12 protein-coding genes are annotated in these 13,420 nt (G+C 53.2%); 8 read left to right on the forward strand and 4 right to left on the reverse strand.

Annotated elements, in window-relative coordinates:
* Window positions 1-37: 37 nt before the first annotated feature.
* A complete protein-coding gene (locus FCN51_RS19955; RefSeq protein WP_160256679.1) occupies window positions 38-1,321 on the reverse strand; it encodes an AAA family ATPase in 1,284 nt (427 codons plus the stop codon).
* The gene (locus FCN51_RS19960; RefSeq protein WP_003624599.1) at window positions 1,318-1,914 is read right to left on the reverse strand and encodes a hypothetical protein; all 597 of its coding nucleotides are present in this window, start codon (window positions 1,912-1,914) and stop codon (window positions 1,318-1,320) included. Before FCN51_RS19960 ends, FCN51_RS19955 begins: the two co-directional genes overlap by 4 nt.
* A 233-nt stretch (window positions 1,915-2,147) precedes the next feature.
* Between FCN51_RS19960 and rimP the strand changes: the two genes are divergently transcribed.
* From rimP to rbfA, 5 genes are read left to right on the forward strand one after another with little or no spacing between them, the layout of a single operon-like run.
* Window positions 2,148-2,753 carry a ribosome maturation factor RimP gene (rimP, locus tag FCN51_RS19965; protein WP_003624600.1) on the forward strand — a complete coding sequence of 202 codons (606 nt, stop codon included), beginning with the start codon at window positions 2,148-2,150 and terminating at the stop codon, window positions 2,751-2,753.
* 30 nt (window positions 2,754-2,783) lie between these two features.
* On the forward strand, window positions 2,784-4,328 hold the full coding sequence (gene nusA, locus FCN51_RS19970) for a transcription termination factor NusA (RefSeq protein WP_003624601.1): 1,545 nt from the start codon (window positions 2,784-2,786) through the stop codon (window positions 4,326-4,328).
* A gap of 13 nt (window positions 4,329-4,341) precedes the next feature.
* Window positions 4,342-4,992, forward strand: a complete 651-nt coding sequence (locus FCN51_RS19975; protein ID WP_003624602.1) for an RNA-binding protein — start codon at window positions 4,342-4,344, stop codon at window positions 4,990-4,992.
* Complete coding sequence (gene infB / locus FCN51_RS19980) at window positions 4,989-7,658, forward strand: translation initiation factor IF-2 (RefSeq protein ID WP_003624603.1); 2,670 nt, start codon at window positions 4,989-4,991, stop codon at window positions 7,656-7,658. Before FCN51_RS19975 ends, infB begins: the two co-directional genes overlap by 4 nt.
* Window positions 7,655-8,119, forward strand: a complete 465-nt coding sequence (gene rbfA / locus FCN51_RS19985; protein ID WP_014457541.1) for a 30S ribosome-binding factor RbfA — start codon at window positions 7,655-7,657, stop codon at window positions 8,117-8,119. The genes infB and rbfA overlap by 4 nt, the downstream gene beginning before the upstream one ends.
* Before the next feature lie 4 nt (window positions 8,120-8,123).
* Here the strand turns inward: rbfA and FCN51_RS19990 are convergent, their stop codons facing one another.
* Window positions 8,124-8,576, reverse strand: a complete 453-nt coding sequence (locus FCN51_RS19990; protein WP_160256680.1) for an Lrp/AsnC family transcriptional regulator — start codon at window positions 8,574-8,576, stop codon at window positions 8,124-8,126.
* A gap of 128 nt (window positions 8,577-8,704) precedes the next feature.
* Between FCN51_RS19990 and alr the strand changes: the two genes are divergently transcribed.
* The 3 genes from alr (at window position 8,705) to FCN51_RS20005 (ending at window position 12,922) form a co-directional block, all read left to right on the forward strand.
* Window positions 8,705-9,850: an alanine racemase gene (gene alr / locus FCN51_RS19995; protein ID WP_160256681.1), complete on the forward strand. Its 1,146-nt coding sequence runs from the start codon at window positions 8,705-8,707 to the stop codon at window positions 9,848-9,850.
* A 30-nt stretch (window positions 9,851-9,880) separates the two neighbouring features.
* Window positions 9,881-11,140, forward strand: coding sequence for a D-amino acid dehydrogenase (locus tag FCN51_RS20000; protein WP_160256682.1), 1,260 nt, complete (start codon window positions 9,881-9,883; stop codon window positions 11,138-11,140).
* Between the two features lie 249 nt (window positions 11,141-11,389).
* A complete protein-coding gene (locus tag FCN51_RS20005; RefSeq protein ID WP_160256683.1) occupies window positions 11,390-12,922 on the forward strand; it encodes a glucoamylase family protein in 1,533 nt (510 codons plus the stop codon).
* 50 nt (window positions 12,923-12,972) lie between these two features.
* Here the strand turns inward: FCN51_RS20005 and FCN51_RS20010 are convergent, their stop codons facing one another.
* Window positions 12,973-13,365 (reverse strand): VOC family protein, encoded by a 393-nt coding sequence (locus FCN51_RS20010; RefSeq protein WP_003624614.1) that lies wholly within the window; start codon window positions 13,363-13,365, stop codon window positions 12,973-12,975.
* Between the last annotated feature and the right edge of the window lie 55 nt (window positions 13,366-13,420).

Consider the following 13,420-nt stretch of genomic DNA (forward strand, 5'->3'; position numbering starts at 1 on the left):
CAGCCTTGTGCCGGAAGAATAAACAGTAAGGGGCCGCTTATGGGATCAGGCGCGCGTGAATGCTATCGCCTTCATCCGTGCGGTTATCCGCCACTTTTGCAACCACTGCGCCATCATCTTCCTTCACCAACCGCACCATATTGGCACCCTGCTGGCGGGCCACAATCAGGGATTCGCTGATCATATCTTCAATGGAGCGCACCAGATCACGGGCAGATGCTGCATCACCCATACGGCTCTGGCGGCGCATCACATCCATCAGCAGGGTGGCATCAATCCCGCCGGTTTCTACTTTCAGGCCGTAGCTTTCAATCATGGTTTCAATTTCCAGCGCGGCCACGCGGGCAATATCCAGCCCCTGTAGCGGACGGAAGACGAAAATCCGATCCAACCGGTTCAGAACTTCCGGGGCAAATCCGGCCTGACGCAGGGCTTCTACCGATTCGGCACGCATACGATCCGGGTCATCATGCAGGCGGTCTGCAATTTCTGTGAGCGCATCCGTGGCGATGTTAGATGTCAGCACAAAAATGGCGCGCACGGTAGAAATCTGCTGCCCGGTAGAGGCTTCGGTAATGTGTCCGTCATTCCAGGCTGTCAGAAACTTTTTGAACACATCAGGATGTGCTTTTTCAATTTCGTCCAGCAATACAACGGCATCGGGCTTTTCCTTCAGGCCGCCAGTCAGCTTCCCGTAAGTATCTGAACCCACATAACCTTTGGGAGAGCCAAACAGCTGGGTTGCAGCGTGGGGGCTGCTCATCTGAGTCATGTCAAAATGCAGCAGGGGGCGTTCAAGCTGGCGGGCAAGCTGCTTGGCCAGATAGGTTTTGCCTGTGCCCGGGGGGCCAGCCAGCAGAAAAATGCCTACTGGTTTACCGCGCACCTGCAAGGCGAGGCGGCGGCGCAACTGCACAGCCACATCCTCACATACCTGATCCTGCCCAATAACGCGGGCGCGCAGGTTGGCTGCCAGTTCTTCCGCATCAATGGTGGTTTCACGCTGCTCGCGCGCCATCATTTCTTCCAGTGCGGCGCGGTTGGTCAGTCTGGCAAGAACGTCCATGATGAATCCCCGTCGGCGTAAAAGCCCTTTGCGCGCCAGCTTTTCGGCGCGTGTTTCAAACAGCAGCCCTGCTACTGTAAGTATAATGCCACTTACGGCTAAAATCGGCCATGCTGGAGCGCACCACTGCAAAACATGCGTAATGGAATGCAGGGAAAGATGCAGGCTGAGGGCAATCTGAATACTGGCAAGCACCAGAAAGATGACCATCATCAACGGCATCAGCCGGTTTAGGGCGGGTAACAGTCCCTTCATTGCGCAATCACCGTTAGTGGCAAAGTATCCCCTTTATACATAATCGGCAGTGTTTGTGGGCCAAATACCGTAATGGCACCGCTACCAATACCCGCAGGCCCAGGGTCTGATGCTGGTATGATATCAACATTGCCACTTATCGTAATGGGTAGAATGACGGTTTGCGGAGTAGGGGACAAATGCACAGTTTGGTGCCATGCTCCGCAAATAAGCGTAATGGTGCCACCAGCGCCTGTGGCATCGTAAACAGGCATGGCTACCAAACGAATGTCCCGCCGCTTTATGCCTGCCAGAATATCCGCCTGTTCCTGATCCGTGTAATTGGATTTGGCTAAGGTTTGGGCCGCTTTTTGCGAGGCAATCAGCGTGAGGGGAATCCCCATTCGGTTCGCGCTGTTATCATGGTCTTGCGTATTGTTTTCTGCAGCAGGCGTGGCGGTATTTCCATGCCCGCCCCCCATAAAATGCACGCCAGCTCCGGCCATGATCACGCATGTTGCCAGCCCTATAAGAGCCATACGCACGCCAGAGGGTTTATCTGCAGCCTGAGGTTGCGGCTGTGGCTTCCACGCGGGTTCTGGCTCTTTGTGCATCTTGGAAGGTCAGCCCTTGCAGTGTGGAGGATGGCAAATATGTCGCAATAGAGTTAATAAAAGCATGTCCGGCGTGCCCTGCAATGTGCAATTTGCATCCAGCCTGTAAAATTGTTTTTTATAAAGGGTAAAGATTTGCATGGCGGGCAGCAGCTTTATTCTGCCCTTGCGGTTTCACTCTGCATACCTTACATAAAGAGCCATCCTTCTCAATTTGTTTTACGTTTCGGGGGGTGGCCTTGACGGCCGCCTTTTTTGCATTGGATACAGACCTTTCTACTCACTCTGGCCTAGAAGCCCGCGTTGCTGCGCTGATAGCCCCTGCCGTTGAGGATATGGGTTATGAGATCGTGCGTGTTGCTGTGCTGGGGCGTGAGCGTCCGACCGTGCAGATCATGGCGGACCGCAAAGATGGCTCCCTGATCAATGTGGAAGATTGTGAACGGATCAGCCACGCGGTAGGTGCCGTGCTGGATGTTGAAGACCCCATTCCCGGGGCGTGGACGCTGGAAGTTTCCTCTGCCGGGATAGATCGGCCCCTTACCCGTGCGAAGGACTGGAACCGCTTTGCCGGGCACCAGGCCAAGGCAGAAGTTTTGCTGCCGGTAAATGGGCGCCGCCGCTTTTCCGGCACGGTTCTGGGGTCTGATGGAACTGTTGCGCGGATGCGTCTGGATGATGGCACAGAAGTTGCCTTGCCGCTGGAAGAACTTCGGCGTGCACGGTTGGTGCTGACAGATGCTCTGATTGAAGCTAGTGCCCGTATGGTGCAATCTGCGCCCGGCACTGATCCCGCCCAGAAGAATGACGACGATTCTTCCGGGCCCAAGGTGCATTGATAAAGCTGCCTGTTTTGGAGAGCTGAGAGTATGGATACCTCTGTTTCCCGTCCTGAACTTTTGCTGGTTGCAGACGCTGTCTCGCGCGAGAAAGGTATCGAGCGTGAAGAAGTGCTGGAAGCCATGGAACAGGCGATCCAGAAAGCCGGACGCGCCAAATATGGGCACGAAAAGGACATTCGTGCCACCATCGACCGCAAGACAGGCGATGTACGCCTGTCCCGCTGGACGGAAGTGGTGGACGAAGTGGAAAATGAAGATACGCAGATTGCGCTCTCCATTGCCCGCAAGTTTCGGCCTGAAATTCAGGCAGGCGAATACCTGATCGATCCGCTGCCCCCGATTGATTTTGGTCGTATTGCCGCGCAAACCGCCAAGCAGGTGATTGTGCAGCGCGTGCGTGAATACGAACGCAAGCGCCAGTATAACGAATTCAAGGATCGCGTAGGCGAAATCGTAAACGGTACCGTCAAACGGACCGAATACGGTAATCTGCTGGTTGAAATTGGTTCAGCAGAAGCACTGCTTCGGCGTGATGAGCTGATTCCGCGTGAAACGTTCCGTAACTCAGACCGCGTGCGTGCCTACATTTACGATGTGCGTGATGAGCCGCGTGGCCCGCAGATTTTCCTTTCCCGCACGCATCCGGCCTTTTTGGCCAAGCTGTTTGCGCAGGAAGTGCCGGAAATTTACGATGGCATTATTGAAATTAAAGCCGTTGCGCGTGACCCGGGTTCTCGCGCCAAAATGGCCGTGATTTCTCGTGATGCTTCTATTGATCCTGTTGGGGCTTGCGTAGGTATGCGCGGTTCCCGTGTGCAGGCCGTTGTGGCCGAACTGCAGGGTGAAAAGATCGATATCATCCCATGGAGCCCACAGGCCGCTACTTTTGTGGTGAATGCGCTAGCACCTGCTGAAGTCAGCAAGGTGGTGATGGACGAAGAAGCCGGCCGCGTAGAAGTGGTTGTGCCGGATGAACAGCTTTCTCTGGCTATTGGCCGCCGTGGGCAGAATGTCCGTCTGGCGAGCCAGTTGACGCGTTGGGATATTGATATCCTGACAGAGGCAGAAGAATCCGAACGCCGTCAGGAAGAGTTCCGTCGTCGGACTGCGCTGTTTGTTGAAGCGCTGGATGTGGATGATGTGATCGCAGGTCTGCTGGTCACAGAAGGTTTCCACTCCATCGAAGAACTGGCTTTTGCAGATCCGGATGAGCTGATCGGCATTGAAGGTTTTGACGAGTCGGTGGTTCAGGAGCTGGTTCAGCGCGCAGAATCTTACCTCGTTCAGCAGGAACAAAAGCTGGATGATCGGCGGAAAGAGCTGGGTGTTGTGGACGATATTGCCGATATGGGCGTGTTTACAAACCAGATGCTTGTGACATTGGGTGAAAAAGGTGTAAAAACCTTAGACGACCTTGCAGATCTGGCCGGTGATGAACTGGTTGAGATCTTGGGCACCGATGCCATTGAGGAAGATGCTGCCAATGAAATTATCATGGCCGCACGTGCTCATTGGTTTGAGGATGAAAATCAGCAGCCTTCCGATACCAAGGAAGGTGAGGCCAACGCCTGAGGCCTGATATAAAGTGGGTGGTGATTTCTTGCCAGAAACAGAAGAGAAAGGCAGCCTTCGGAGGTGCGCGGTAACGCGCGAAGAAGGCGAACCTTCTTTAATGATCCGGTTTGTGATTTCACCATCTGGTGAAGTGGTGCCTGATCTGGATGCACGTCTGCCGGGGCGGGGAATATGGTTGAGCCCCCGCCGGGATGTGATAGAACAGGCGCGTGCTCGGGGCGTTTTTTCACGCGCCGCACGCCAGCAGGTTAAAGTGCCGGAAGATATAGTGGCTCGTGTAGAAGCGGGGCTGCTCCGGCGGATGAGTGAACTTGTAGGGCTGGCTCGTAGAGCTGGTCAGGCTACAAGTGGATTTATGAAGGTGCGGGAATGGCTGGTGCAGCGTAAAGCTGCCATTGTTGTTCATGCGCTGGATGGAAGCAGGGAAGAGCGGGAGAGGCTGGTTTCCGGCCAACGCGATATTCCTGTTGTTGAGGCGTTGTCATCTGAAGATCTGGCAAAGATTTTTGGGCGGGAGCGAGTGGTGAACGTAGCGCTTTCAGCCGGTGGGCTGGCACAGCGCTTACGTTGTGAGAATAAGCGTTTTACGGGGGTTGCTGAAGGCGGCCCTCGCATGCCCCGGACCTTTCCGGCGCATGGGTGTGAACAGGCGGGTCAATGAGCGAAGGCAAGGATCAGGATCAGGGTAAGGGGCGTTTGTCCCTTCGGCCGGCAGGGCGTTCGGAGGTCGGACGGACGGTTGATGCCGGATCCGTGCGGCAGAGTTTCAGTCATGGCCGCTCCAAGGTTGTGCAGGTTGAAGTGCGCAAAAAACGTGGTGCTGGGCCGGGTGGCTCTGGTGGACGTGCCGGTGGAGCGCGTGGTGGCGGTCGTACGCTAACAGCCGCTGAACTGGCCATGCGTCAGCGTGTGCTGGCGGAACAGAAAAAAGCAGCGGAAGAAGCCGCCCGGCGTGAAGCCGAGCAGCGTGAAGCTGAAAAAATTCGTATTCTTTCGGCTGCTGAAGAAGCACGCCGTAAGGAAGAGGAAGATAAGCGCGCAGCTGAAGAAGCCGAAGCTGCAAAGGCTGCTGCTGAAGAGGATGAGCGCAAATCGCGCATTGAATCCATTCAGCCTATCGCCGTGAAAGAGCCAGTTGTTTCTGCTGTGCCCATTCCGGGTGAAGTAACGCTGGCTCCGCCGGTTGGGCGTCTGCGTCCGTTGGCTGAACGTGCGATTATGCCAGCCAAGCCGCTGAAGCCTGTTCCTTCACGCTCTCAGCCTGCTGAAGCCAAGGAAAAAGAACCAGCAGCAGCGCAAACGCTGCGTCTGCGTAGTGGCCGCGATATGGAAAGTGACGATGCGCCGCGCCGTGGTGCATCTCGCAAGGCACCTCCTGGCAACCATCGCAAAAGCGGTGGCGGGCGTAAGTCCGATGTTGGTGGTGGTCGCCGTGCAGGCCGTATTGACGTGCAGGCCGCGATTGAAGGTGATGACGACAAGACGCGTTCACTCGCATCTGTCCGTCGCCAGCGCGAACGCGAACGCCGTCAGGCTGAGCTGGAACGTCTGCGTTCCGATCAGGTGAAGGTCGTACGTGATGTGATTCTGCCGGAAAACATTACCGTGCAGGAACTGGCCAACCGTATGGCAGCCCGTCAGGGTGAAGTTATCAAAGCGCTGATGAAAATGGGCGTGATGGCAACTGTTACCCAGACCATTGATGCTGATACGGCTGAACTGATTGTTGAAGAATTCGGCCACCGCGTACGCCGCGTTTCTGAAGCAGACGTTGAATTGGGGATTGAAGGTGTGGAAGACGCACCCGAAGCTCTGCGTCCGCGTCCGCCAGTTGTGACAATCATGGGTCACGTTGACCACGGTAAGACATCCCTGCTCGATGCTCTGCGCACAACAGACGTTGCGGGTGGAGAAGCAGGCGGTATTACCCAGCATATCGGCGCTTATCAGGTTACTCTGCCTTCTGGTTCCAAGATCACATTCCTGGATACCCCGGGCCATGAAGCCTTTACGGCCATGCGTGCTCGCGGTGCATCCATTACGGACGTGGTGGTGCTGGTTGTGGCGGCTGATGATGGTGTTATGCCTCAGACGGTTGAAGCCATTAAACACGCCAAGGCTGCAAACGTGCCGATGATTGTTGCTATCAACAAGATCGACAAGCCGGGTGCTAAACCTGATCGGGTGCGTCAGGAACTTCTGAGCCACGAAATTGTGGTGGAATCCATGGGCGGTGACGTTCAGGATATCGAAGTTTCCGCGCTTAAGCGTATTGGTCTGGACAAGCTGGAAGAAGCTATTCTTCTGCAGGCAGAAATTCTGGAACTGAAAGCAAACCCGGATCGGGCTGCCGAAGGTGCCGTTATTGAAAGCCGTCTGGATCGTGGCCGCGGTTCTGTTGCTTCTGTGCTGGTGCAAAAAGGCACGCTGCATAAGGGCGATATCGTGGTTGCTGGCACCGAATGGGGCCGGGTACGTGCTCTGCTGGATGATCGTGGCCGTCAGGTTACGGATGCAGGGCCTTCCATGCCGGTTGAAGTGCTGGGTCTTTCTGGTGTGCCATCTGCCGGTGCTCCGTTCGTGGTGGTTGAAAACGAAAACCGCGCCCGTGAGATTTCCGAGTTCCGTCAGCGTAAGCTGAAAGAACATCAGGTGGCTGGTCAGGTTGCTGCTCGTGGTACGTTGGATCAGATGCTGGCTCGTATTCAGGCGGGTGATCAGAAAGAAGTTTCTGTTCTGATCAAGGCAGACGTTCAGGGTTCTGCGGAAGCTATCCAGACAACCGTGCTCAAGCTGGCAAATGAAGAAGTGGGCGTTCGCGTTCTCAATGCTTCTGTTGGTCAGATCACGGAAAGCGATGTGCAGCTTGGCAAGGCATCGGATGCAGTGATTATTGCATTCAATGTGCGTGCTACAGCGCAGGCACGTCAGTTGGCGCAGCGTGAAGGTGTTGATATCCGCTACTATTCCATCATCTATCAGGTTGCTGATGATGTGGAACAGCTTGTGCGCGGTAAGCAGGCACCTAAGCATCGTGAAAAGTTCCTTGGCTACGCCGAAATCCGCCGTGTGTTCGAAATCAGCAAGGTGGGCAAGGTGGCTGGCTGTTACGTTACGGAAGGCGTTGTCAAACGCGGCTGTGGCGTGCGTCTGCTGCGTGATGGCGTAGTGGTTCATGAAGGTGATTTGAGCCAGCTCAAGCGCTTCAAGGACGATGTGAAGGAAGTCAGCAAGGGTTACGAATGTGGCCTTTCCTTCGCAGGCTACAATGATCTGCGCGAAGGCGACGTGGTGGAATGCTTTGAAAGTGAGCTGGTTCCAGCATGAGCCGTAAGAACGGATCAGGCAGTAAAGTAGCAGGGCCGGCGGGGTATCTCGCCGGTCTTGCTCCATCTGGCCCCTCTCAGCGTCAGTTGCGGGTGGGGGAAGAAGTGCGGCGTGTGCTGGCAGAAGTTTTTGCACGCACCACGTTTCGTGATCCGGATCTGGTAGATGTTGACCTTACGGTAACAGAAGTTCGGCTTTCCCCAGATTTTCGTCACGCAACGGTTTTTATTACCCGTTTGGGGCGTAGCGATGTTGCGGAACTTCTGCCCGCTTTAAAGCGGGTGGCTCCGTGGTTGAGAACACAGCTTGCGCATAAAATACGTGCGCGTACTGTGCCGGAACTACATTTCCAGCCAGATACAGCGCTGGATACGGCCATGCATATGGATACACTGCTGCGTTCTCCGGAAGTGCAGCGTGATCTCAATGCAGCATCAGAAGATGAAGAGTCGGAAGACTAGGTATTCAGCTACATTTGCCCTGTTGCACAACGGGGCGAATGGCAAAGTTGCTTTGAATACGCACAACACCTGGCATGCGGGATAATTCCTCTTTGTGGATACGCTCGTAATCCTGCATGTCTCGGGCTTCTACGCGCAGTAGATAATCTGCATCACCTGTCATCAGGTAACATTCCTTAACATCAGCACATTCTTTAATGCGGCTTTCAAAACGCCGAAGGCATTCCTCTGTCTGCTTTTCTAGCGTGATCTGCACAATAATGGTGGCAACTGCCGGGCTTTTCTGCCGGGCAATAATAGCCTGGTAGCCTTGTATGGTACCCTGCTGTTCAAGCATGCGCACACGGCGCAGGCAGGCAGATGGAGAAAGGCCAACTTTTGCAGCCAGTTCCGCATTGCTAAGGCGGCCATTGTGTTCAAGCTGTCGCAAAATGGCTTCGGTTACACGATCTGGCATAATCTGTCTTTTGCGGTCTAATATTGAAATTTTATTCTAAAATATAGGAAAAATAGTATGTTCTGCAACACACAGGCAGGATATCTTATAAAATACCTGCTAAAATTTTGGAATCGAAACAAATAAGGGTGGCGGTTGTGAATACTGTTTCGTCCTCAGCCAGAACATTGTGGCCGGCATCTCGCGCGGGGGCTGTTCTTACAGTCAACCTGTCTGCCATTGCTGAAAATTACCGCTATCTTAAAAGCCGACTAGGCAAAACAGCGTGTGCCGCAGTGGTTAAGGCGGATGCCTATGGGCTGGGTGTTGCGCAGGTGGCGCCTGTTTTGGAAAAAGCAGGTGCAGAACATTTTTTTGTTGCGCATGTAGATGAAGGACTTGCCCTCAGGCCATTTCTCTCTCCTCACACATCGGTAACGGTGTTGCATGGGCCTAGGCCTGATGCTGCTGAGGTATGTGTACGCAACAATCTGCGGCCTGTTCTGAACAGTTTGGAACAAGTTGCTGTTTTGCGAGATCTGGCAGCCAAAATGGATAAGCCTCTGGATGTGGCTATTCAGCTTGATACGGGCATGTCTCGTTTTGGGCTTTCAGAGGCGGATATTCATAAACTGGTGGCGTCTCCAGAGCTTCTGAAAGGCTTATCTGTCAGTCTGGTGATGAGTCATCTGGCTTGCGCAGATACACCGCAAAATCAAGCAAACACCATGCAGCGCGAACGGTTTGAGGCATATGCCCACATGCTGCCGCAAGCGGCATTAAGCCTTTCTGCATCATCCGGCATTTTTCTGGGGCCACAGTTTCATTTTGATCTCGTGCGCCCCGGTGCTGCTTTATATGGCGTGGCACCACAGAATGAGGGTGATAACCCGCTTAAGCCTGTGGTTGGCCTGCAAGCGCATATTCTACAAATTCGTCATTTATCCAAGGGAGACCGGGTCGGTTACGGGTTGACATGGCAGGCTCATGGTCCATGCCGTGTTGCCACTATTGCTACCGGTTATGCAGATGGTTTTGCCCGTGCCGGGGCTGCCGCTGGGTGCGCTTGGTATAAGGGCTATCGGCTGCCAATTCTGGGCCGAATTTCCATGGATTCCATGACTGTTGATCTTTCTGCAGTGCCCGAGGGTCTGTTGGAAGAAGACAGCATGGTGGAACTTCTGAATGAGTCGTACGGCGTAGATGCTGTGGCCAAAGCAGAAGGCACAATTGGCTACGAAGTACTGACATCTCTGGGGCGGCGTTATCATCGCGTTTACGCAGCGGCTGCCTGAACAGTTTACCCAACAGAAAGATAAGCAGAAATGAAAATTCTGGTTCTGGGAAGTGGTGTTGTAGGGGTTACATCTGCCTGGTATCTGGCTAAAGCCGGGCATGAAGTTACAGTGGTGGACCGCCAGCCGGAAGCCGGTATGGAAACCAGTTTTGCCAATGCGGGGCAGGTTTCCCCCGGTTATTCTGCGCCATGGGCCGGGCCGGGTGTGCCGCTTAAATCCATTAGCTGGCTGCTGATGAAGTATCGGCCATTTGTGTTTTGGCCAATGCCAGACCCGCATTTGTGGAAATGGCTTTTTCAGATGCTGGAAAACTGCACGGCTGCTGCGTATGATCGCAACAAGGGCCGTATGGTGCGTTTGGCTGAATATAGCCGTGATGTCATGCAGGATTTACGTGCGACAACAGGTATCACGTATGATGACCGCCAGCAGGGCACGCTACAGGTTTTTAGAACCCAGAAGCAGCTTGATGCAACAGCCAAGGATATTGCTGTTCTTAAACAGTATAATGTACCCTACGAACTTTTGGATGTAGATGGCTGCGTAGCGGCAGAACCGGGTCTTGCAGCATCTCGCCAAAAGATTGTTGGTGGTTTGCGTTTACCGGGTGATGAAACGGGAGATGCCTTTAAATTCACACAGCGTCTGGCCAGTATGGCGCAGGAAGCTGGTGTAAAATTTCTGTATGATACAGTTGTGCGTCGCATTCGCTCAGAAAGTGGACGGGTGACGGGTGTAGAAACCTCTCGCGGCGTATTGACGGCAGATTCCTATGTGCTGTCATTGGGCAGTTTTTCTCCCGCACTGCTACGGCCTTTGGGGATTGATCTTCCAGTTTATCCCGTAAAAGGTTATTCGCTCACAGCATCTATTCAAAATGCAGATGCAGCACCTGTTTCTACCATTATGGATGAAACCTTCAAAATTGGTATCACCCGCTTGGGGGACAGAGTGCGTATTGGGGGTACGGCAGAACTGGCTGGCTTTAGCCGCCGTTTGCGTAAGCCCCGGCGTGAAACATTGGAACATTCTGTAACAGATCTGTTCCCCGGCTGTTGCGATGTAGGGCAGGCACTTTTCTGGACAGGTCTGCGCCCAATGACTCCAGATGGCACGCCGGTTATTGGGCGCACAGGTTTGGATAATCTGTTCCTTAACACCGGGCATGGCACGCTTGGGTGGACCATGGCATGTGGTTCCGGCAAAGTTCTGGCTGATCTTATGTCCAACAAAAAGCCTGAGATTGATACGGCAGATTTGAATATCTTCCGGTATCGTCAGTCATAATTCTATCATCCAGAACTATTTTCAGGTGCGGGTGGAAAGCGCTATATGCGTTTTCCACTTGTGCGCACCGCAAAAAATCTACCCTCAAAAGCATTGTTTTTGCATACGCTGTGTTTCATGCTCACGTTTGTGGGAACTTTACACAGTTGCTGGAATGTTTTCATGCGTCTTGCATACAAGCCGTGGCAGTGCGGTTTTGTAACGTAATGGTCGGGACGGTCTGGGGTAACAATCGGATTTTTGGCGGTTATGAAAACAAAGTGCGTGCCTGATGTGTGGAAAAACAAGAAGCTGGATCTTTCAGAAAAAAGAAAATCCTTTCTAAAAACTGGGGCTTTGCTTCTTGCCGGAAGCCTCTTTCTGGGTGTTGCCAATATCAGTGGGCAGGCTTATGCGCTTGCACCATCTGCGCAGGCACCGCAAGCTTATACACCCACACCGGCTGATGTGGCGATGGTATCGGATCTGGAGCAACGGACATTCCAGTGGTTCTGGGATTCAGCAGATCCGGCTACAGGGCTTATCCCAGATCGTTATCCATCAGATCAGAAGCAGGATAGTGTTGCTTCCGTAGGTTTTGGTCTTACAGCTTACGGTATTGGTGTTAAGCGCCATTATATTACGCGCCAGCAGGCAGTAGAACGTACGCTTACAACGCTGCGTTATATGTGGAAATTGCCGCAAAATGAGAGTGCGGATAAAGCCTCTGGCTATCACGGGTTTTTCTATCATTTTCTTGATAACCGCACAGGTTTGCGCCTGAACCCGGATATTGAACTTTCCAGTATTGATACCGCATTATTAATGCAGGGTGTGCTGTTCTGTCGTAATTTTTATACGCAGGATACAGCACAGGAAAAAGAAATTCGTCAGCTTTCAGACCAGCTTTTCAATAGGGTGGACTGGAAATGGATGGAACGTCCAGACCATCGGTTGAGCATGGGGTGGTCACCCGAGCATGGTTTTCTTCCTAATTATTGGGAAGGCTACAGCGAAGGGATGATGCTGTACATTCTTGCTTTGGGTGCTCCCGAGCATGGGTTACAGCCTGTTTCCTGGCAAGCCTGGCTGGCAACAAATGATAAGCGCTGGGGTGAAGAATACGGGCAGACATTCCTGAACTTTGCACCATTGTTTGGGCATCAGTATTCCCACGCATGGATAGATTTCCGAGGGATTCAGGATAACTGGATCAGCAGCAAGGGCATTGATTATTTTGAAAACAGCCGGCGTGCTGTGTATGCGCAACGTAATTATGCTGTGTCCAACCCCGGAAAATGGCAAGGTTACGATGCAAACACATGGGGCTTAACAGCCAGTGATGGCCCCGGCGATGTGACCAAAACAGAAAACGGGCAGACGCGTCACTTCCTGTCTTACAGTGCGCGTGGTGTTGGGCGTGATTATACGCAGGACGATGGCACTATTGCCCCAACGGCTGCTGGTGGTTCTGTGGCGTTTGCGCCGGAAATTGCCATTCCGGCACTGCGCACCATGAAAAGCAAATACGGAAACCATATTTACGGCAAATATGGTTTTGCAGATTCGTTCAACCCTAGCTTTCATGATGAGAAGCAGGATTACTGGGCCGATAATACTTACCTGGGTATCGACCAAGGGCCCATTTTGCTGATGGTGGAAAACTGGCGCAGCGGCCTTGTGTGGGACACAATGCGGCAAAGCGCTGTTATTCGGCGTGGTCTGCTTCAGGCTGGTTTTCATGGAGGGTGGTTGCAACAGGTCGCGCAGCAGCCCTCATCAGTTGTGCGGCGTAAGGGCTGAAAGTAAAAAGCCTCCCTCTTTTATAAATTTTAAAGAGGGAGGCTTTTTTTTTAACCTTGATAAGATGCAATTTCGATCAGATTTTCATCCGGATCATGGCAGTAAACGGATGTAATGGGGCCTAGTGCACCAAGGCGTGCCACAGGGCCTTCTACAATTGTTACACCGCAGGTTTTAAGGTGTTCGCAAACATCTTCACTGGTAATGGCGGTTACAAAGCATAAATCGTTTCCGCCGGGCAGGGCGTGCGTGGCTGTTTCCCACCCTTCGGCATTGTAAGCACGCAGGTTCAGCTTCTGGCCCCCAAAACGCAGCGCAGTGCGATTGTTGCGGCCGTATTCTTCCCGGTCCATCCCCAGCACGCGCTGGAACCATGAAGCGGAAATTTCTACATCCCTTACAGTCAGCACCACATGGTCTAACCGATCTACTGTAAAACGCATGAAACCGCATCGCTCCCTTGCTGTTGGCCCCTTTGCAGCAAAGGGGCCAAGGCTG

Origin of the sequence: Acetobacter pasteurianus, from assembly GCF_009914215.2 — a bacterium.
GTDB lineage: Bacteria > Pseudomonadota > Alphaproteobacteria > Acetobacterales > Acetobacteraceae > Acetobacter > Acetobacter pasteurianus.